General features: G+C 72.1%; 21 protein-coding genes. 12 read left to right on the forward strand and 9 right to left on the reverse strand.

Going from position 1 to position 18,623, the window contains the following annotated elements; genetic code table 11:
* Positions 1-62: 62 nt before the first annotated feature.
* Both AB0M93_RS14925 and AB0M93_RS14930 read right to left on the reverse strand, forming a co-directional pair.
* Positions 63-458 (reverse strand): rhodanese-like domain-containing protein, encoded by a 396-nt coding sequence (locus tag AB0M93_RS14925; protein ID WP_364273201.1) that lies wholly within the window; start codon positions 456-458, stop codon positions 63-65.
* Positions 455-1,000 (reverse strand): cysteine dioxygenase family protein, encoded by a 546-nt coding sequence (locus AB0M93_RS14930; RefSeq protein ID WP_364273204.1) that lies wholly within the window; start codon positions 998-1,000, stop codon positions 455-457. Before AB0M93_RS14930 ends, AB0M93_RS14925 begins: the two co-directional genes overlap by 4 nt.
* 326 nt (positions 1,001-1,326) lie before the next feature.
* Between AB0M93_RS14930 and AB0M93_RS14935 the strand changes: the two genes are divergently transcribed.
* The 7 genes from AB0M93_RS14935 (at position 1,327) to AB0M93_RS14965 (ending at position 7,208) form a co-directional block, all read left to right on the forward strand.
* Positions 1,327-2,148 (forward strand): ABC transporter ATP-binding protein, encoded by an 822-nt coding sequence (locus AB0M93_RS14935; protein WP_364273207.1) that lies wholly within the window; start codon positions 1,327-1,329, stop codon positions 2,146-2,148.
* Between the two features lie 54 nt (positions 2,149-2,202).
* Positions 2,203-2,982, forward strand: a complete 780-nt coding sequence (locus AB0M93_RS14940; RefSeq protein WP_206790589.1) for an enoyl-CoA hydratase-related protein — start codon at positions 2,203-2,205, stop codon at positions 2,980-2,982.
* 4 nt (positions 2,983-2,986) lie between these two features.
* Positions 2,987-3,952, forward strand: coding sequence for a class I SAM-dependent methyltransferase (locus AB0M93_RS14945; RefSeq protein ID WP_364273210.1), 966 nt, complete (start codon positions 2,987-2,989; stop codon positions 3,950-3,952).
* Position 3,953: 1 nt separating this feature from the next.
* A complete protein-coding gene (locus AB0M93_RS14950) occupies positions 3,954-5,120 on the forward strand; it encodes a class I SAM-dependent methyltransferase (RefSeq protein ID WP_364273212.1) in 1,167 nt (388 codons plus the stop codon).
* A gap of 35 nt (positions 5,121-5,155) precedes the next feature.
* Positions 5,156-5,920 (forward strand): HAD family acid phosphatase, encoded by a 765-nt coding sequence (locus AB0M93_RS14955; protein ID WP_364273215.1) that lies wholly within the window; start codon positions 5,156-5,158, stop codon positions 5,918-5,920.
* A gap of 63 nt (positions 5,921-5,983) precedes the next feature.
* Complete coding sequence (locus tag AB0M93_RS14960) at positions 5,984-6,361, forward strand: DUF427 domain-containing protein (protein WP_364273218.1); 378 nt, start codon at positions 5,984-5,986, stop codon at positions 6,359-6,361.
* Between the two features lie 16 nt (positions 6,362-6,377).
* Positions 6,378-7,208 carry a LysR family transcriptional regulator gene (locus AB0M93_RS14965; RefSeq protein ID WP_364274334.1) on the forward strand — a complete coding sequence of 277 codons (831 nt, stop codon included), beginning with the start codon at positions 6,378-6,380 and terminating at the stop codon, positions 7,206-7,208.
* A gap of 1 nt (position 7,209) precedes the next feature.
* On the opposite strand, the gene AB0M93_RS14970 is transcribed toward AB0M93_RS14965, so the two are convergent.
* Entirely contained in the window at positions 7,210-8,175 is a 966-nt protein-coding gene (locus AB0M93_RS14970; protein ID WP_364273221.1) for a chitinase, read from the reverse strand.
* A 93-nt stretch (positions 8,176-8,268) separates the two neighbouring features.
* Positions 8,269-8,976 (reverse strand): DUF2306 domain-containing protein, encoded by a 708-nt coding sequence (locus AB0M93_RS14975; protein WP_364273224.1) that lies wholly within the window; start codon positions 8,974-8,976, stop codon positions 8,269-8,271.
* A gap of 143 nt (positions 8,977-9,119) precedes the next feature.
* Between AB0M93_RS14975 and AB0M93_RS14980 the strand changes: the two genes are divergently transcribed.
* Complete coding sequence (locus AB0M93_RS14980) at positions 9,120-10,007, forward strand: TetR/AcrR family transcriptional regulator C-terminal domain-containing protein (RefSeq protein WP_364273227.1); 888 nt, start codon at positions 9,120-9,122, stop codon at positions 10,005-10,007.
* Between the two features lie 10 nt (positions 10,008-10,017).
* Entirely contained in the window at positions 10,018-10,536 is a 519-nt protein-coding gene (locus AB0M93_RS14985; protein ID WP_364273229.1) for a GNAT family N-acetyltransferase, read from the forward strand.
* A gap of 7 nt (positions 10,537-10,543) precedes the next feature.
* Here the strand turns inward: AB0M93_RS14985 and AB0M93_RS14990 are convergent, their stop codons facing one another.
* Both AB0M93_RS14990 and AB0M93_RS14995 read right to left on the reverse strand, forming a co-directional pair.
* Entirely contained in the window at positions 10,544-11,992 is a 1,449-nt protein-coding gene (locus AB0M93_RS14990) for an FAD-dependent monooxygenase (protein WP_364273231.1), read from the reverse strand.
* 10 nt (positions 11,993-12,002) lie between these two features.
* A complete protein-coding gene (locus AB0M93_RS14995; protein WP_364273234.1) occupies positions 12,003-12,575 on the reverse strand; it encodes a PadR family transcriptional regulator in 573 nt (190 codons plus the stop codon).
* A gap of 84 nt (positions 12,576-12,659) precedes the next feature.
* On the opposite strand from AB0M93_RS14995, the gene AB0M93_RS15000 reads away from it, so the two are divergent.
* Positions 12,660-13,820 carry an MFS transporter gene (locus tag AB0M93_RS15000; protein WP_364273237.1) on the forward strand — a complete coding sequence of 387 codons (1,161 nt, stop codon included), beginning with the start codon at positions 12,660-12,662 and terminating at the stop codon, positions 13,818-13,820.
* A gap of 10 nt (positions 13,821-13,830) precedes the next feature.
* Complete coding sequence (locus AB0M93_RS15005; RefSeq protein WP_364273240.1) at positions 13,831-14,475, forward strand: UvrB/UvrC motif-containing protein; 645 nt, start codon at positions 13,831-13,833, stop codon at positions 14,473-14,475.
* A 3-nt stretch (positions 14,476-14,478) separates the two neighbouring features.
* Here AB0M93_RS15005 and AB0M93_RS15010 read toward each other — a convergent pair whose 3' ends face one another.
* Positions 14,479-15,006, reverse strand: a complete 528-nt coding sequence (locus AB0M93_RS15010) for a hypothetical protein (protein ID WP_364273243.1) — start codon at positions 15,004-15,006, stop codon at positions 14,479-14,481.
* Between the two features lie 37 nt (positions 15,007-15,043).
* Between AB0M93_RS15010 and AB0M93_RS15015 the strand changes: the two genes are divergently transcribed.
* Complete coding sequence (locus AB0M93_RS15015; RefSeq protein WP_364273246.1) at positions 15,044-15,955, forward strand: oxidoreductase; 912 nt, start codon at positions 15,044-15,046, stop codon at positions 15,953-15,955.
* Here the strand turns inward: AB0M93_RS15015 and AB0M93_RS15020 are convergent.
* The gene (locus AB0M93_RS15020) at positions 15,924-17,348 is read right to left on the reverse strand and encodes an FAD-dependent monooxygenase (protein ID WP_364273249.1); all 1,425 of its coding nucleotides are present in this window, start codon (positions 17,346-17,348) and stop codon (positions 15,924-15,926) included. The genes AB0M93_RS15015 and AB0M93_RS15020 overlap by 32 nt on opposite strands.
* 183 nt (positions 17,349-17,531) lie before the next feature.
* Positions 17,532-18,620 carry a C40 family peptidase gene (locus AB0M93_RS15025; RefSeq protein ID WP_364274337.1) on the reverse strand — a complete coding sequence of 363 codons (1,089 nt, stop codon included), beginning with the start codon at positions 18,618-18,620 and terminating at the stop codon, positions 17,532-17,534.
* Between the last annotated feature and the right edge of the window lie 3 nt (positions 18,621-18,623).

The following is an 18,623-nucleotide window of genomic DNA, read 5'->3' on the forward strand; positions in this document are numbered from 1 at the left end:
TCTGCCTCCGGGCCGGATCAGGAAACTGTCGGCCCTCCCCGGTAGCGTGGAAACGGGGGCTGCTAAGGCACCGCGGGGCTTCCGCCGGCCTGCACGGGCAGGCCGGCGGAAGCCCACGCGCGGAACCCGCCGTCTAGGTCGGTCGCGTTGCGCAGGCCCAGCCGCTGCAGGTCGGCGGCCGCCAGGCTCGACGAATAGCCCTCGTTGCACACCACGATCACCGTCGTCTCGGGTGTCACCGACGGCAGCCGCCATTCGCTGTCCGGCGCCAGCCGCCACTCCAGGTGGATCCGCTCGACGATCACCGCACCCGGGATCTCGCCCTCGGCGGAGCGGTTCGCCAGCGGCCGGATGTCGACCAGCAGCGCCCCCGCCTCCTGCAGCTCGCGGGCCCGGACGGGCGTCACCCGGTCCAACCCGGACCGTGCGGAAGACAGCAGCGAATCGACAGCGCTCATGACCGGACGATAGCGGGCAGCGGGGGAATTTCCGCCGGAACGTCGGCGAGCGTGGCGTACTCGCGCGTCGCCACCAGCGGCGGCGAATACGCGTGGACGCTGGCCGCGGGCCGGTCGCCGACGCCGGTGACCTGGTGAGCGCGGCCGGCGCCGAAGCCGATGCCCTCGCCGGCGGTGTGCGTGCGGCGCCGGATCGGGCCGCCCGGGTAGCGGTACTCCTCGCCGAGTTCACCCTGCAGGACGGTGAACGAGCCGGACGCGCCGCCGTGGTCGTGCGGCTTGGTGTGCTGGCCGGGCAGCCACGACAGCAGCCACAGCTCGACGCCGTCGGTCAGCGCCAGGCGCGCCCACCAGCGGCGGTCCTCGTCGAAGCGCAGGACGGCGCGCAGGCCCGCGGTCAGCTCGGTGGTGACGGTGGCGGTCAGCTCGGCCAGCTCACGCGGCGTCCAGAGCAGCCGCGACGGGTGCAGCAGCTCGGGCAGCAGCGGGTCGGTCAGCTGCGGGTGGATTTCGACGGACGGACGAACCAGGGAAGTGGTCAACGCGGGTGCTCCTCGCAACGCACAGGGATCGGGACGCCGGGGCAGCACGGCACCGCACGCGCCCGTGGACGCGAGGGATCAGCGGAGCCGCGCCCGCGTACACCCGGCCGAAGCGACGAGGAGCAGGTCGATCGCGCGACGGCGCCAGAACGAACCCCGGGTGATCCCGGTGGCAGGCGCGTCGGCTGACATGCCCGCGATCCTGCCACAACGACGCGCCGGGCTGCTCTCCCACGGTGCGGCGTTCCACGTCGTGGACACTTCCCGACCTGGCGGTTCGCCGTCTCGCCCGGGCGGGTGCGCACGCGCGCGAGACGGCAGACAGAATGGGCCTCGTGAGCGAGCCGATCCAGCCCAGCGAACTTGACGACCTCGTGGTCCGGATGGCCGGTGTCGGCGTCCGCCGGGGGACCAACGACCTCCTCGCCGGCCTCGACTGGACCGTCGAACTGGACGAGCGCTGGGTGGTGCTCGGCGCGAACGGCGCAGGCAAGACCACCCTGCTGCGCCTCGCCGCGGCCGAACTGCACCCGACCACCGGCGAGGTCGACCTGCTCGGCGAGCGGATCGGCCGGGTCAACATCTTCGACCTGCGTCCCCGCATCGGCTTCACCTCGGCCGCGATCGCCCAGCGCGTCCCGGGCGACGAGCTGGTCAAGGACGTCGTGGTCAGCGCCGGCTACGCGGTGCTCGGCCGCTGGCGTGAGGAATACGACACCCTCGACACCGCCCGCGCGACCGAGCTGCTCGACGCGATGGGCATCGGCAACCTGGCCGAGCGCACCTTCGGGACGCTGTCGGAGGGCGAGCGCAAGCGCGCGCTGATCGCCCGGTCGCTGATGACCGACCCGGAGATGCTGCTGCTCGACGAGCCGGCCGCCGGTCTCGACCTGGGTGGTCGCGAAGACCTGGTCGCACGGCTGTCCGACCTGGCGATGGACCCGGACGCGCCGGCCATCGTCCTGGTCACCCACCACGTCGAGGAGATCCCGCCGGGGTTCACCCACGCGTTGCTCCTTCGCGACGGCCACGCGGTGGTCTCCGGCCTGGTCGACGACGTCATCACCAGCGAAAACCTGTCGAAGACGTTCGATCAGGACCTCGTGCTGGAGCGCTCCGGGGATCGCTTCTTCGCCCGTCGCCGCTAGGGTGGCCTTACCGACCGGTAGCCTGCTGGCAGTCCGTCAACGAGGAGGAGTGACGTGGGAGAGTTCGTAACCCTCGAGGTCAAGGACGGGGTCGGCACGATCCGGCTCGACCGGCCGCCGGTCAACGCCCTGAACGCCCAGGTCACCGCCGAACTCGCCGAACTGGCGAAGGAAGCCACCGAGCGTGACGACGTCCGCGCGGTCATCCTCTACGGCGGCGAAAAGACCTTCGCGGGCGGCGCGGACATCAAGGAGATGGCCACCCGCACGTACCCCGAGATCGCCAAGTTCGGCGCGAACCTCACCGGCACCCTCGCGGCCATCGCGAACATCCCGAAGCCGGTCGTCGCGGCCATCACCGGGTACGCCCTCGGCGGCGGCCTCGAACTGGCGCTGACCGCGGACTGGCGCGTCGCCGGCGACAACGTCAAGGTCGGCCAGCCGGAGATCCAGCTCGGCGTCATCCCCGGCGCGGGCGGCACCCAGCGCCTGGCCCGGCTGATCGGGCCGAGCAAGACCAAGGACATCGTCTACACCGGACGGTTCGTCAAGGCCGAAGAGGCCCTGCAGCTGGGGATCGTCGACCAGGTCGTCGCGCCCGACGACGTCTACGCGGCGGCCCACAAGTGGGCGGCGCAGTTCGCGAACGGCCCGGCCGTGGCGCTGCGCGCGGCGAAGGCGGCCATCGACGGCGGTCTCGACATGGACCTCCCGAACGCCCTCAAGCTCGAATCGCATCTGTTCGCCGCGCTGTGGGCGACCGAAGACCAGCAGAACGGCATGAAGTCGTTCATCGAAAACGGGCCCGGCAAGGCCACTTTCGAAGGGAAATGACGCCTTGACCGACGTGAACGACCCGGCGCCGAACCCGCACGCCACCGCCGAAGAGGTCCAGGCCGCCTACGCCGACCCCAAGCTGGCGAACGTGCTCTACCACGACTGGGAAGCCGGCACCTACGACGAGAAGTGGTCGATCTCGTACGACGAGCGCTGCATCTCCTACGCCACCGACGTGTTCAACGCCGTCGCGGGCGAGGACGGCCAGCCCTACCAGCACGCGATGGAGCTGGGCAGCGGCACCGGCTTCTTCCTGCTGAACCTGATGCAGGGCGGCGTCGCCAAGAAGGGCTCGGTCACCGACCTCTCGCCCGGCATGGTCCAGGTAGCGCTGCGCAACGCCGAGAAGCTCGGCCTCGACGTCGACGGCCGCGTGGCCGACGCCGAGCGCATCCCGTACGAGGACAACACGTTCGACCTGGTCGTCGGGCACGCGGTGCTGCACCACATCCCGGACGTCCAGGCGGCGTTCCGCGAGGTCCTGCGCGTGCTCAAGCCGGGCGGCCGGTTCGTCTTCGCCGGCGAGCCGACCAAGATCGGCGACTTCTACGCCCGCAAGCTCGGCCAGTTCACCTGGTTCCTGACCACCCGGGTGACGAAGCTGCCGGTGCTGAGCGGCTGGCGGCGTCCGCAGTCCGAACTGGACGAGTCCTCGCGCGCCGCCGCGCTGGAGGCCGTGGTCGACATCCACACCTTCGACCCGTCGGAGCTGGAGTCGATGGCCCGCGGGGCCGGCGCCCAGGACGTCCGCGCGGTCACCGAGGAGTTCGCCGCGGCCCTGGCCGGCTGGCCGATCCGGACGTTCGAGGCCGCGGTGCCGCAGGAGAAGCTCACCGTGCGCTGGCGGCTGTTCGCCTACCACCTGTGGCTGCGGCTGTCCGCCGTGGACAAGAAGGTGCTGGCGAAGATCCTGCCGCGGGAGCTGTTCTACAACGTGATGATCACCGGGACCAAGCGGCCGTCCTGAGTTGGGTTATCCGTTCAGTCTCGGTGACGTCGCCTACCTGCGTTCCGGCGCGGGTGTGGCGGCGCTCGCCGAGGTCGCGGCGCTGCCGCTGACCGACCACATCGCGTCCGTCGCCGCCGTGCGCCGCCTGGCCGGCGAGGAGCACGCGAGCGCGGTGCTGGAAACGGTGCTGCTGCGCCGCAAAGCCGGGTCCAAAGTGGATTCCGACGGCTGGCTGTTCACCTCGGACGCGCTCCAGCAGGCGAGTGCGACGCCGGTCGCGCGGCACCGGGCGGCGCGGCTGGCCGGGCTCGACGTCCACGACGTCACGTGCTCGGTCGGGGCCGACCTCGTCGAGATCGCCCGGGTGGCGCGGCGCGCGCTGGGGTCCGACCTGGACCCGGTGCGGCTGGAGATGGCCCGCCACAACGGAACCACCGCGGGGGTTGCGTTCGGGCTCGTGCGCGCCGACGCGCTGCGCCCGGTCAGCCGGTCCGGTGTCGTCGTCGCCGACCCGGCGCGGCGCGACTCCGCCGGCCGCCGGGCGTGGAAACCCGCCGACTTCGCCCCGCCGCTGGACGGCCTGGTCGAGGCGTACCCCGGACGTCCGCTGGCCATCAAGTGCGCGCCCGGTCTCGACTTCGCGCTCACGCCGTGGGCCGAGGAGGTCGAGCTGGTGTCCCTGGACGGCCAGGTCCGCGAGTCCTGCCTCTGGCGCGGCCTCGGCAGCGGCGTCACCCGGCGGGCGAGCGTGCTGCGCTCGGACGGAACACAGTGGACGGTCACCGACGCCGAGCCGGACGAGCTGCCCACGCGGGAGCCGGGGGAATGGATCGTCGACCCGGATGGCGCCGTCGTACGCGCGGGACTGGTCCGGCACTACGCGGCGCGGCACGGGTTGTGGCAGCTGGACGAGCGCATCGCGTACCTGACCGGGGACACTCCACCGCCCGGCGTGCGGGCCTTCCGCGTCCTGGAACACGGTCCGTACAGCGAGAAGGCGCTGAAGGCCGTCCTCAAGCGGCATGACGTCGGACGCCTGGAGATCCTGGTCCGGGGACTCGACGTCGACCCGGACGCGTTACGCCGTCGGCTGAAGCCGCGCGGCGAAGCGGAAGCTTCGGTGGTTCTGACGCGGATCGGCCGCGCGCCGGTGGCTTTCGTCTGCCGGGCGGAACGGGTGACGTAAGTTCCCCGGGTCGTCAAGTTTCCGTGGAGGTCGCTGTGTCCGGAAAATGGTCAGGTCTCGTCAAGCTCGCCGCCGCCGCGGCCATCGGCGCCACTGTCGCCTCCGGAGCCACCGCGCTGGCCGGCTCGGACGAATCGACGGCCGCCCGCGCGAAGGAGCCGGCCAACATCGGCCAGGTCAAGCTCGACGTGAAGGCGTACTACGGCGACTACGTCGACGCCGCGGGCAAGCACCACTACTCCGACACGAGCCGGTTCGTGAAGGACACCAACCGGGTCGTCTCGGACGCGAAGCACTTCCTGCAGCAGCAGCTGGGCCGGGTGAAGAACCCGGCGATCGTGCTGGACGTCGACGACACGTCCGAGGTGACCTACGGCTGGGAGGCCGACAACGACTTCGGCTTCGACCCCGGCAAGCAGCAGCAGGCGATCGACAACGGCACGTTCGTCGCCAACAAGCCGGTCCTGGAACTGGCGAACTGGGCGGCGCAGCGCGGCGTCAAGGTCTACTTCCTGACCGGCCGCAACGAGTTCCAGGGCCCGCAGTCGCTCAAGAACCTGGCCAACGAGGGTTTCCCGGCCCCGGCGGGGTCGTTCTTCAAGCCGAAGACCGCCGCGCCCGATTACCTGCCGTGCGGGCTGACCTGCACCACCGTCCAGTACAAGTCGGGCACGCGGGCGCACATCGAGGCGACCGGCGCGAAGATCGTGCTGAACCTCGGTGACCAGTTCAGCGACCTCGAAGGCGGCTACGCGCTGCACCCGGTCAAGCTGCCCAACCCGATGTACTACCTGCCGTGAACCCGGAATAACCGCCGCGTCCGGGGTGCTGCTCCCTGTACACAGGACTCTTAGGGAGCTGACATGGCGAAGCAGGTTCTGCAGCCGGGCCCGGACCACCCGATCACCGTCGAGCCGACGAAGGCGCGTGTGGTGGTCAAGGCGGGCGGGCGCGTCGTCGCGGACAGCCGCAACGCGCTCACCCTGCAGGAATCCACGTACCCGGCGGTCCAGTACATCCCGCTGGCGGACGTCGACGCGAGCGTGCTGGAGCGGACCGACCACGGAACGTACTGCCCGTACAAGGGCGAGGCGAGCTACTACTCGCTGAAGGCGGGCGACGTGCAGGGCGAGAACGCCGTCTGGACGTACGAGCAGCCGTACGACGCGGTGGCGCCGATCAAGGACCACGTCGCGTTCTACCCGAACGTGGTGGATTCGATCGACCTGGTCGAGGACTGAGCTGGACCTCGACCTGCTGCGCACGTTCCTGGCGGTCCACCGCGCGGGTTCGCTGACGGGCGCGGCGCCGTCGCTGGGCGTGTCCCAGCCGACGGTGACCGCGCAGGTCAGGGCGCTGGAGGAGCAACTGGGGCAACAACTGTTCGTCCGTCGCGCCCGTGGCGTGACACCGACGTCGGTGGCCGACGAGCTGGCGGCCCGGGTCGCCCCGCACCTCGACGCGCTGACGGACGTCGTCGCCGGGCAGCCCGGCCCGTTCGCCGTTCCGGTGCACCTGGCCGGGCCCGCCGAGCTGACGACGCTGCGGGTCCTGCCCGCGCTGGCCGGTCTGGTCGCGCGCGGGCTGGAGCTGCGGGTGACGTTCGGCCTGGCCGACGACCTCCTCGCCGGCCTGGCCCAGCGCCGGTTCGACCTGGTCGTCTCGACCATCCGCCCCCGCGGCCGGGCCTTCACGGCGACACCCCTCACGGACGAGGAGTTCGTGCTGGTCGGCCCCCGCGGCTTCGCGGGCGACCCCCGGACGGCGCCGCTGGTGGCGTACGCGGAGGACCTGCCGATCATCCGCCGCTACTGGCGCACGGTCCTGGGCGCCCGCCCACCGGCGGGCCCGGCGGTGGTGGTCCCGGACCTGCGCGGGGTCCTGACGTGCGTCCTGGCGGGCTGCGGCGTCACCGTGCTGCCGCGCTACCTGTGCGCGGCCGAGCTGGCGTCGGGGGCACTGATCGCGTTGCTGGAGCCGGAGGAGCCACCGATCAACACGCTGTTCGTGGTCAGCCGGGCCGAGCCGTGCCGGGCGGGGCCCGCGGCAGTGCGGGACGCACTGCTCACGGACGCCGCCCGCTGGTGACTCAGCCGGTGTAGCCGGCGAAGATCTTCGCGAACTCGTACTTCGACTGCGGCACGTTGGTGCACTTGTACAGCGCCCCGGTGCACGCGTTCGCGTCGCGGCCCTGCTCCCAGAACGACAGCATCCCCAGGTGGACCGTCTTCGCGAACGCCACCAGTGCCTTTGCGTCCTTCTGGTAGAAGATCTCATTTTGCGAGTCGTTGACGCCGATCATCGGGGTGACGCCGACCTTCTTCCACGCCGCCGCGTCGCTCAGGCCGTACAGGGACTTCAGTTGCGCTTGAGTGGCCTTGGCCGCCGAAATCGCCTTCGCGCCCTGGTCGCCCGCGCCCTGGTAGTAGTCCATCGCCATGATGTTGACCAGGTCCAGGTTCACCCCGGCGTTCTTGGCCGCCTTGACGACGTTGAGCCCGTCCGCGGTGAGGCCGTCCGGCAGCACCGGCAGGGTCAGGGAGATCTTCAGCCCGGGATTGCCGTCCTGCAGTGTCTTCAGCGCCTGGGAGCGACGCGCGATCGACGCCGGGTCCGCGACGGCCGCGCCCTCGATGTCGAAGTCGGCGTACTTGAGGCCGTACGCCTTGACCACGGCGTCGTACTCGGCCGCCACCTGCGCGGACGTGCTGCACGCCTGCGCCAGCTCGATGCCGGACGCGCCGCCGAAGGAGATCTTGACGTCGCCGCCCGCGTTGCGGATCTTGGCGATCTCCTCCTTCTGCCACGCCGTGCGCGGGTCGTAGGCGCCGAACCAGCTGGCCTTGCAGCCGTAGGAGTTGACGAACGCGAGCGTGAACCCCTTGACGCCGCTCGCGGCCGACATCGCCGACAGGCTGGGCGTCGGCCACGCGCCCATGTCGACGTAGGGCCCGACCGGGATCGGGGAGCCGGCCGCGGCACCGGCGGGGGCGGCGAACCCGGTGCTCAGCAGGGTGGCGCCGGCCAGCACGGCCAGCAGGGAACGGAGACGCATGGGAACCTCCACGACGACGAGCGCGGCGGCGGGGAACTGCGGTCCCCATTGGTATAGACCTTTTGTCTTGGTGTAGACCATCGGCCGATCGGGCTACCCCCGTGACGGTGCGTTGCGGCGGCGGCCGGGGCGGCGGCCGAGCCACCACTCGGCGACCAGCAGCGGCAGCACCCAGCCGGTCCACGTCGTGATGCCGGCGATCGCCTGACCCAGCGCCGCTTCGCTGCCGCCGAACGTCGTGTCGAGCTGCGGGGTCAGCACGATCGCCCAGACCACGCCCCAGATCCGGTTGCTGATGATCGACATGCACAGCGCGAAGCTGCGCACCATCCAGCGGCGGTGCTCGCCGAACCGGCGCGCCCGCGCCGTCCGGTAGCCCTGCACGGTGCAGCCGAACCAGAGCACCGCCAGCAGGACGTTCGACACGGCCCCGACCGGTCCGAAGGGCGCGGCGAGCGCGATGGTGAACCCGGCGATCGACGCCGGGATCGCCCCGGCGAAGACGTACACGCGTCCGGTGCGGCGGTGCACCGCCGGGTGTTTCTGCCGCAGCCACGGCCAGATCTGCAGCGCGCAGGTCACCATGGCGACGGTCGCGAAGCCGATGTGGGTGACCAGCATGGGGTAGTACCAGCCGGTGGGGGCCGGGATCCGCGACTTCGCCGGGTCGAGCCCGAGGTAGGGCGGGAGCGAGAACACCAGGAAGGCGGTGACGAGCAGGCCCAGCGGGAAGACCCACGGGCGTCGCCACCACGGTGCCGCGGGCCGGACCGCGGGTACTGGCTGTTCGGTCGTCGTCATGGTGCCCCCTTGTTTCGTACGGTGTATTGGAACCGTATTGAGGACGGCAACTGAACGACAACAATCCCGTGCAGTAATGGGGGAGTACCCTGAAACTGTTCTACCACTGATCGGCAACTGTTCTAGTACGGATCGGGGAGTTCGTGGCGGAGGCGCCCTACCTGCGGATCGCGGCGGACCTGCGTCGCCGGATCACCGCGGGCGAGCTGCGGCCCGGCGACCGCGTGCCGTCGACGCGCGCGCTGGTCCGCGAGTGGGGTGTCGCGATGGCGACCGCGGCGAAGGCGCTGGCCGCGCTGGGGGAGCAGGGCTGGGTGCGCGCGGTGCCGGGCAGCGGCACGGTCGTCGCCGACCGGACGCCGGCGAAGCCGCCGCTGGGCCGGGACGGCTTGGTGCGCGCGGCCATCGCGCTGGCCGACGCCGACGGCATCGCCGCGCTGTCGATGCGACGGCTCGCCGCCGAGCTGGGCGTCGGCCCGATGGCGCTGTACCGGCACGTCCCGGACAAGGAGGAATTGCTCCGGCTGATGGCCGACGTGGCGCTCGGCGAGGCGGAGCTGCCGGAACCCGGCCCGGCGCAGTGGCGGCCCCGCCTCGAACTGGCCGCCCGCGCGCAGTGGGGGGCGTACCGGCGGCACCCGTGGCTGGCGCCGATCCTGCTCAACTCGCTGGTCCGCCCGCCGGTGCTGGCGGCCGGCCTGCGGCTGGTGGACTGGTCGCTGCGCGCGCTGGCCGGCACGGGCCTGAAGCGGCGGGTCAAGCTGCAGGTGGTCATGACGCTCAACGGCTGGGTCGGCGGGCTGGCGGTGACCAACGCGTTCGAGGTCCAGGCCGAGCAGGACACGGGCATCACGGGCGACCAGCGCCTGGCGGCGGACATGGCGCTGCTGGCGCGGCTCCTCGGGTCGGGCCGCTACCCCGAGCTCACCGAGGTGATGACCGGCCTCGCCGACGTCGGCCTCGACGAGGCGTTCGAGTTCGGGCTGCGCCGCCAGCTCGACGGAATCGCCGTGCTGCTGGGCGAACACTAGACTGGCCGCGATGCAGATCATCACGGAACGGCTCACGCTGCACGCCTGGTCCGAGGATTTCTTCGACGACCTGTTCGCGCTGGCCCAGCTCCCCGAGACGGTCCGCTACGTGGGCACGGGCGAGCCGTGGAGCCGCGAGTACACGCTGGCCAAGCACCGCGCAACGCTGGCGCACTGGGCGGAGCACGGCTTCGGCTGGTTCGCGGTCTCGGCGGCGCCGGGATCGTTCGACGGAGTGGTCTCCCTGGTCCGCCGCAGCGCGACCGAGTCGGGCCTCGGCTCGCCGGCGGTGGAGATGGGCTGGTGGATAGCGCCGTCGGGCTGGGGCCGGGGCTACGCAACGGAAGCGACGTCCGCGGTCCGCGACCGGGCATTCGAGTCAGGCTGGGCGGACCGGCTCCTGGCGGTGTACGAACCGGCGAACAAGCCGTCGGGGAGGGTGGTGGAGAAACTGGGGTTCACGCCGCACAGCCGTTTCGTGCTGGACGGCAGGGTGGAGCAGCGGGCGGTGCTGGACCGCCCGCGCTGAACCCCGCTCAGACGGACGCCGGAACTTCCCCGACCCACCGGTGCACGGCCTCCGCCAAGCCCGCGTCACCCGAGCCGGACGTACCCACCCAGGCGACGTGCCCGTCCGGTCGCAGCAGCACCGCGTCGACGTCCGAAGTGGACGGACTCGTCGCCGCGACCACCGGCACCCCGGCCGACCACGATGCGAACGACCCCGACGGCGTCAGGTCCAGCAGCACCGGCCGCCCGGAATGCAACAGGGCCGGCAACGGCGTCTCCACTCCCGACACCAGCAGCGGGACGTCCGGCGCCAGGCGCCCCAGCCACGGGTGCCCGCCCGGCTCGTAACACGCGTCCAGCCCGGTGATGATCTCCGCCAGCGCGCGGTTTCCCGCCGGGTGCGCCGCGACGCGCCGCAGCAGGTCCGCCCAAGGTTCTGCCGCTGCTTCCTCCAGTGCCACCTGGGCGCGCGTGTTCGCCAGGATCCGCTCGCCCGCCGCGTGGCGCTCGGCGTGGTAGGTGTCCAGAAGACCTTCCGGAGCCGTTCCGCGGACCGTGGCCGCCAGTTTCCAGCCCAGGTTGAACGCGTCGTCGAGGGCCACGTTCACCCCGATCGCCCCCGCCGGCGGGTGGATGTGGGCCGCGTCGCCCGCCAGCAGCACCCGGCCTTCGCGATACCGCGAGGCCAGCCGCGCCGCGTCGCCGAACCGGCTCAGCCAGCGGGGTGCGCGCAGCTCGACGTGCCGGCCCAGCACCGCGTCCACCTGCGCCTGCAGCCGCTCCAGCGTCACCGGCGTGTCCTTGTCCGACGGCGGGTCGTCCTCCCGGACCACGATCCGGACGTACCCCGGCCGCGGGATCACGAACAGGCTCCGCCCGTCCGGTCCGGCGGCGGGCCCGTACGGCAGCTCGCATTCGACGTCGCCGAGCAGCGCGTACCAGCGCGCGTCGACCCCCGGGAAACCGATTCCCGCCTGCTTGCGCACCGTGCTCCGGCCGCCGTCGCAGCCTGCGAGGAACCGGGACCGGACCGTCCGGCCGAACTGTCCATTGTGGACCACGGTGGTGACGTCGTCCGCGGACTGGGTGAACGAGCGCAGGTCGTGGCCGCGCAGGATTTCGACGCCCAGTTCGCGGGCCCGCGCCTCCAGGACCTCCTCGACGCGCGTCTGCGGGATGCCCAGCGAGAACGGGTGGCCGGTCGCCGCGCCGTCGAGCAGCAGCGGGCCGGGCAGGCCGGTGACCGGCGCGTGCGGCACCCGGTGCCCCTCCGCCACCAGGCCTTCGGCCAGGCCGCGCCGGGCCAGCAGGTCCAGCGCGCGCGAGTTGAGGTTGAAGCCGCGGCAGTACGGCGGCCGTTCCGGCAGGCGTTCGACGATCGTGGTGCGGACGCCGGCCAGCGCGAGTTCCGCGGCGAGCAGCAAGCCGGCGGGGCCGGCGCCGGCGACGAGGACGTCGGTTTCGAGATCGGGCACAGTGTTCCCCTCAGAAGTGGTCGGGCCAGGGCAGGGAGCCGGACCGGATTTCGGCGGCCGTGCGGCGCGCCCAGTCGAGCTCCGCCTGCCACGCGTGCCGGACGAACTCGACCTCGATCATGAACAGCCGCGGCGCGCCCTTGCCGACGGTCTCGGCCAGCGCCGTCTCCGCGCCGTCGATGCGTTCGGCGAGGTGGCGGGCGCGTTCCTCCAGCGCATCGGCGGCGCGGTCCGGGCCGAGCGCGCCGAGGTAGCTCACCGCCGCGACGAACTTCGGGTACTCCGCGACCGGTTCGCGGACCAGCTCGTCGAGCCAGGCGACGAACTCCTGGCGGCCGAGTTCGGTGTGCGCGTAGACGGTCCGCTCCGGCCGGTTGCCTTCGCGGACGGTCTCGACGGGCTCGATCCACCGGTGTTTCGCCAGGGCCTCCACGGTGTCGTAGAGCGAGCCCGGATTGATCTTGAACGTCGAGCCCTTGTAGCGCTCGCGCAGCGTGGACGCCATTTCGTACGGGTGCATCGGGCGTTCCAGCAGCAGGCCGAGCAGGGCCAGAGCCAGGGTGTTGCGGATCTTGCGTGGCACTAGTCGCTCCCTATTAGTCGGATCCGACTATACGGCGTCGGTCAAGTGGGCGGGAACAGCGGCCATGATCCGTAGGGTGGCGGGGTGACCGAGGACCTGAAACGCGCTCGCTTGGGGGTTTCCGTCGTGTTCGCGGTGTGCGGCGCCGCGTTCGCGACCTGGCTGGCGCGGGTGCCCGCGGTGCAGGAGCGGCTCGGGCTCAGCACGGGCGAGCTGGCGACCGGGTTGTTCGGCCTCGCCGCCGGATCGGTGCTCGCGCTGCTGGGCGCGGGCGCGCTGCTCACCCGGATCGGCAGCCGGGCGGCCGTCGTGCTCGGCGCGGTCGTGCTGTGCGCGGGGTTGCCGCTGGTCGCGCTCGCGTGGTCGGCGCCGGTGTTCTTCGCCGCGCTCGTCGTGCTCGGGGTCGGCAACAGCCTGCTCGACGTCGCGATGAACGCGCACGCGGCCCGCGTCGAGGAAGGCTACGGACGCCCGATCTTCGCGGGTTTCCACGCCTTCTGGAACATCGGCGGCCTCGCGGGCTCGGGCGTCGACGCGCTGATGGAGGCGACGCACGTTCCCGTGTCCGTGCACTTCCCGGCGGCCGGCGCGGTGCTGCTCACGCTGGCGCTGTGGGCCGCGCGCACCCGCTTCCTCACCGGCGCCGATCGCGGCCAGGGCGAAGCGGCGTTCGCGTGGCCGAGCCGGGTGCTGGTGCCGCTGGGCGTGCTCGCGTTCTGCGGGTTCGTCGCCGAAGGCGCGGTCAACAGCTGGAGCGCGGTGTACCTCGCCGACGTCACCGGCGCGACGCCCGCCCTCGCCTCACTCGGCTACTTCGCTTTCTCCGGAACGATGATCGCGGTCCGCCTGGTCGCCGACCGCATCGTGGCGCGGACGGGCGCGGTCCGGTTCGTCCGCGCGGCGGCCACGGTCGCGGTGCTGGGTTTCGCCGTGGTGCTGGCCGTGCCGTGGCCGGTCGCCGGGGTGCTCGGCTTCGCGGTCGTCGGGCTCGGCGTGGCCGGGATCGTGCCGATCGCGTGGAGCGTGGCGAGCCGGAAGCAGGCGGACGCACCCGGCCGGGCGGTCGCCGCCGTCGCGGCCTGCGGGTACCTCGGGTTCCTGGTCGAACCGGTGCTGGTCGGCGCGCTCGCGACCCGCGTCGGCCTGCACTGGGCGCTGTCGTCGGCGGTCGTGGTCACCTTCGGGATCGTCTTCCTCGCCCGGTCCCTGCGGGAATCCACCCCGGCGCGGGCCGGTTCGGCTTAAAGTCGTTGCCATGGGGGAAAAAGCCGTCTCGATCGACCAGGTGCTGCACCGCGCGTACCGGGCGGAGGGCCCGATCACGCTCGCACACCTGGCCTTCGGCCTGCTGCTGGCGGGCCAGAGCGTTGCCTTCCGGGTGCTCTCGGAACTGGGCGCGGATCCGGCCGCGCTGGTGGAGCGGTTCCGGCCGCCCAGCCGCCCCGACACGGAACCTTTCACTCCCGAGTCCTTCATGCGCGCGCTGGAGGAACGAGCCCGCGCGGAGCTGACACCGGAGGCCCAAGCCCTGGTCGACCGCGTCCGCGAGGAGCGGGACTGCACCCCGGCGCTCCTGCTGGCGCTCGCCGAGGCGGACGTGTTGCCGGTCTCGCCGGAGGAGGTCCGGACCGAGTTCGAGAAGTGGGGCGTGGAACCCGAGCCGCTGTTCCCGCCGGACATCCGGAAACTGAACAAGCTGATCGCCCGCTACCGGGAACTGAAGGAGGCGGCCGTCGACGCGGGCCACTACGAACAGGCGACCGCCTTGAGGACCCGTGAGAAGGCGGCGATGCACCGTCGCGCCGAACTCCTGACGGAATGGGCGGCCGAAGCCGAGCTCGTGGCCATGGTGGAAGAGATCGAGTCCCTCCGCGCCACGGTCCGCCGTCTCCGCGGATGAGGCTCAGTGCGTGCCCTGGACGTCGGCGCGGCACGCCTCCAGGAACCGGTCCCCGGCGTCGCTGATGCCGGTCAGGAGCTCGTCGAGGCTCTCCCGGCGCACTTTCGAGGCTCCGGCGTCCAGCTCGGCGAAGACGGCGTTCGCCCCGTTGCGGGCCGCCTTCCACAGCTCCTTCCCGCGCTGCCGCGGCTCTTCGGTGCCGAACAACGCCACCTGGTTGTGCGCCTTGCGCAGCTCCGCGCGCCGCTCGCGCCAGCGTGTCTCGATCGCCTTGCGGTCCTCGGGCAGCTTGATGAACTCCGACCGGACCAGCTGGAACGCCTCTTCGCTCGCCGTCGACAGGCCCGCGTACGCCTTGACGCGCTCGTCGCGCAGCCAGTTGGCGTGGTCCGCCGCCCGCTTCTGCGCTTCGGCGCGCTGGGTCGCCTTCAGCTTGCGGCCCTCGACGAACGTGTTGGTCAGCAACGTGAGCACGACCCCGCCGAGCGTGGCGCCCACGGTGATCAGCTGCGTGGTGGTCCCCGAGTCCATGGCCGGAGTATTCCGGATCCCGTGCCAGACTCCGGTTATGATCTCCGGCTACCCCGGTACCTGGACGCTCGGCGACCGCACGGTCCACCGCATCGGCTTCGGCGCGATGCGGTTGCCGCAGTACGGCCAGGCGTTCGCTCCCGACGCCGTCCCGCGCGATCGCGAGCAGGCGATCGCCGTGCTGCGCCGGGCCGTCGAGCTGGGTGTCGACCACATCGACACCGCGGCGTTCTACTTCTCGCGGCTGCGGTCGGCCAACGAGCTGATCAACCGCGCGCTGGCGCCCTACCCGGACGACCTGGTCATCGCCACCAAGGTGGGCCCGGCCCGTGATCCGGCCGGCGAATGGCTGCCCCTGGCCCGCCCGGAGCAGCTGCGCGGGCAGGTCGAGGAGAACCTGCGCCGGCTCGGCCGCGACCACCTCGACGTGGTCAACCTGCGCGTGTCCGGGCTCGACTCGATCGCCGAGCACTTCGGCGTGCTGGCCGGGTTGCGCGAAGCCGGGTTGATCCGGCACCTCGGCATCTCCAACGCGCGTCCCGCGCACCTCGCCCAGGCGCAGGCGATCGCGCCGGTGGTGTGCGTGCAGAACGCGTACGGCCTCGGTTACCGCCCGGAACAGGACGCCTTCCTCGACACCTGCGGCGAGCAGGGCGTCGCGTTCGTGCCGTTCTTCGCGATCGCCGGCGCCGGGCGCGAGGCCGGCGCGGGCGAGGACGAGCACGAGGAAGTGCTCGCCATCGCCCGCGCGCACGAGGCGAGCCCGGTGCGGGTGCGGCTGGCCTGGGCGTTGCAGCGCGGACCGCACGTGCTCGTCATCCCGGGCACCGGATCGGTCGGCCACCTCGAGGACAACGTCGCGGCGGGCACCCTCCGGCTCACCCCGGACGAGGTGGCCCGCCTCGACGCCGTGCACTTCACCGGGAAGGTGAGCCGAACCAGCGGGTGAGGTGGTCGTCCAAGTCCCGCTGGTCGTCGCCGACCCAGGCGACGTGGCCGTCGGGGCGCAGCAGGACGGCCGGGACGTCGAGCGCCGCCGTGGGATCGGCGAGGTGGTCGACCCGGTCGGGCCGGCCCGCGGCGGTCAGCCGTCCGGTGCGGTCCAGCAGCAGGCCGCGGCCCCGGTGCAGCCGGTCGTAGAGGCGGCCGCCCCGCACGTCGATGTCGCGCAGGCGGCGGCCGAGCAGGTCGGGACCGTCGCCGAAGTCGTAGCGGATGCCGGTCGCGGCGATCTTCTCGATCAGGTGGCGGTTCACCTCGTTGAAGTCCATCAGCTCGGCGAGCAGCCGGCGCACGGCCTGCGGGCCCGGCTCGGCCGACGACAGCTCCATCTGCGCGCGGGTGTTGTCCAGCACCTCCGCGGCCACCGGGCGACGCTCGGCCTCATAGGTGTCCAGCAGCGGTTCCGGCGCCCAGCCGCGGATCCGGCCGGCCAGTTTCCAGCCGAGGTTGAAAGCGTCCTGAACGCCGAGGTTGAGCCCCTGGCCGCCGGTCGGCGGGTGGATGTGCGCGGCGTCGCCGGCCAGCAGCACGCGGCCCACGCGGTACCGCTCGGCCAGCCGGGTGGCGTCCCCGAAGCGGGACAGCCAGCGCGGCGAGTGCACGCCGAAGTCGGTGCCGGCGACGGCCCGCAGCTGCTGCTTGAAATCGTCCAAAGTGGGCGGTTGCGTGCGGTCGGCGACGCCGGCGGCGGGCACGACGACGCTGTAGACCTCTTCGCCGACGGGCCTGAGCCAGAACCGCCGGTGGGGCGCGCCGACGCCGGCGAGCTCCGACGGCGGGACTCCCACTTCCATCTCGCCCATCAGCGTGTCGGCCCGCGAGGGCTCGCCGGGGAAACCGACGCCGAGCAGCTTGCGCACCGAGCTGCGCGCGCCGTCACAGCCGACGAGGTAGCGCGCACGCACGTGTTCGCCGCCGGCCAGCTCGACGGTCACGCCGTCGGCGTCCTGCTCGAACCCGGCGACGGTGGCACCGTGCCGGACCTGCGCACCGAGCTGGATCGCGTGCTCTTCGAGGAGGCGGACGAGCACCGGCTGCGGGATGCCCAGCAGGTACGGGTGGGCGGAGTCGAGGCCCTCGGGCACGGGTTTGACGATTCCGGCGAAGAAACCGGCGGCCGGCCGCCGTCGTCCGTGTTCGAGGAGACGATCGAGCAGTCCGCGCATGGCCATCAGCTCGAGGCTGCGCATGTGCAGGGCGACGATCCGGACGAAGGCCGCGGGCGCGGTTTCCCGTTCCAGAACGAGGACGCGCACGTCGTGCAGCCGCAGCTCGGCGGCCAGCACGGCACCGGTCGGCCCGCAGCCGGCGATGACGACGTCGAAGGGCGGAGAGTCCATGGGTGGTGCCTTTCGGGAGTGCCTGGTGGTTCGCGGCGCTCCCGGCGACACCTACGTCAATCGCCGGCCGTGACGGGAACGGGGAGCACCCACGTCGATACAGCGTTCATGGGTCTCACCTCCTCGGGCCGGTCACGGACGGCTGCACGCTACAAGGCCGCGTGGCCCCGCGTCCAGCCGGTTTCAGGCCGTCGGGCGGCCCGCTCCCGCGTAGTCGTCGCCGTCCCGGCGGTACGAATGGACCTGGACCGCCTGGCCGGTCTGCGGTGCGTCGATCATCTGCTGGTTGCCGATGTAGAGCCCGACGTGGTGGATCTTCGTCGCCGGTTCGCCGTAGAAGATCAGGTCGCCCAGCTGGGGGTCGGTCACGTGCGGGACGCTGCGGAACTGCGTGTCCGCCGTGCGCATCAGCTTGATGCCCGCGCTGCCGTACGCCGCCGTGGTCAGGCCCGAGCAGTCGAAGCCCGGGTCGTTGCCGCCGGTGCCGTTGCCGCCCCAGATGTAGGGGAGGCCGATCTTGTCGATGGCGAAGTTCACCGCGCTCAGCACCGCCGGGTTCGGCGGCGCCGAGCCCTGGCCGACCGTGCCGTAGACGTTGACCGTGGCCAGCGTGCGGTGCAGGAACAGCGGCGCCGGCTGCAGCGTGCCGACCGCGTTCCACCACGCCTGGCCCTGCGAGAGGTCGTGGCCGTCGGCGCACAACGCACGGCCGGTGGTCAGGGCCGCGTCGTCGATGTTCTGCACGTCGGGCTTCCCGCCCGCGTAGCTCGCCTGGTACTTGCCCCAGATCGCCGGGGACAGCTGCATCGGCCCGGCGGCGTTCGCCGTCGAGACGACCTTGTTGTAGAAGTCGCGCACCTCGATCGTGCCGAGCGGTTTGTCCAGGACGCCGGTGGTGCCGAGCTGCCTGCCCTGGGCCCGGCCGTGGTCGGTGGTCACCTTTCCGACCGCGGCCAGCGTCACCCACGACAGGTGGCACCCGGGGACGTCCTTGCCGAGTTTCGTCGTCGCCTTCGCGTAGCCGACCATCGCCCGCAGCGGGATGTCGAGCCACTGGCTGGTCTTCGACGCCCAGGCGTCGAACTCGCTGGCCTCGGGCACCTTCGGCGGCGCGGACGTCTGGGGCGGCGTGGTCGTCGGCGGCTTGGCGGTCACCGACGGCGCCGGCGCGACCGTCGCGGCGGTGTTCGTGGTCTCCTGCTGCTTCGGCGCGAGCAGGATGCCGGCCACCAGCGCGGCCGCGACGACGACCACCGCCGCGACCACGACCACGGG

This window comes from Amycolatopsis sp. NPDC051102, assembly GCF_040682815.1.
GTDB lineage: Bacteria > Actinomycetota > Actinomycetes > Mycobacteriales > Pseudonocardiaceae > Amycolatopsis.

Excerpts from the sequence above, each read along its gene's own strand:
- AB0M93_RS15015 (WP_364273246.1), top strand. The coding sequence starts at position 15,044 with ATGATCTCCGGCTACCCCGGTACCTGGACGCTCGGCGACCGCACGGTC.
- AB0M93_RS14970 (WP_364273221.1), bottom strand. The coding sequence starts at position 8,175 with ATGCGTCTCCGTTCCCTGCTGGCCGTGCTGGCCGGCGCCACCCTGCTG.
- AB0M93_RS14960 (WP_364273218.1), top strand. The coding sequence starts at position 5,984 with ATGGCGAAGCAGGTTCTGCAGCCGGGCCCGGACCACCCGATCACCGTC.
- AB0M93_RS14925 (WP_364273201.1), bottom strand. The coding sequence starts at position 458 with ATGAGCGCTGTCGATTCGCTGCTGTCTTCCGCACGGTCCGGGTTGGAC.
- AB0M93_RS15020 (WP_364273249.1), bottom strand. The coding sequence starts at position 17,348 with ATGGACTCTCCGCCCTTCGACGTCGTCATCGCCGGCTGCGGGCCGACC.
- AB0M93_RS14985 (WP_364273229.1), top strand. The coding sequence starts at position 10,018 with ATGCAGATCATCACGGAACGGCTCACGCTGCACGCCTGGTCCGAGGAT.
- AB0M93_RS15005 (WP_364273240.1), top strand. The coding sequence starts at position 13,831 with ATGGGGGAAAAAGCCGTCTCGATCGACCAGGTGCTGCACCGCGCGTAC.
- AB0M93_RS15010 (WP_364273243.1), bottom strand. The coding sequence starts at position 15,006 with ATGGACTCGGGGACCACCACGCAGCTGATCACCGTGGGCGCCACGCTC.
- AB0M93_RS14935 (WP_364273207.1), top strand. The coding sequence starts at position 1,327 with ATGGGCCTCGTGAGCGAGCCGATCCAGCCCAGCGAACTTGACGACCTC.
- AB0M93_RS14975 (WP_364273224.1), bottom strand. The coding sequence starts at position 8,976 with ATGACGACGACCGAACAGCCAGTACCCGCGGTCCGGCCCGCGGCACCG.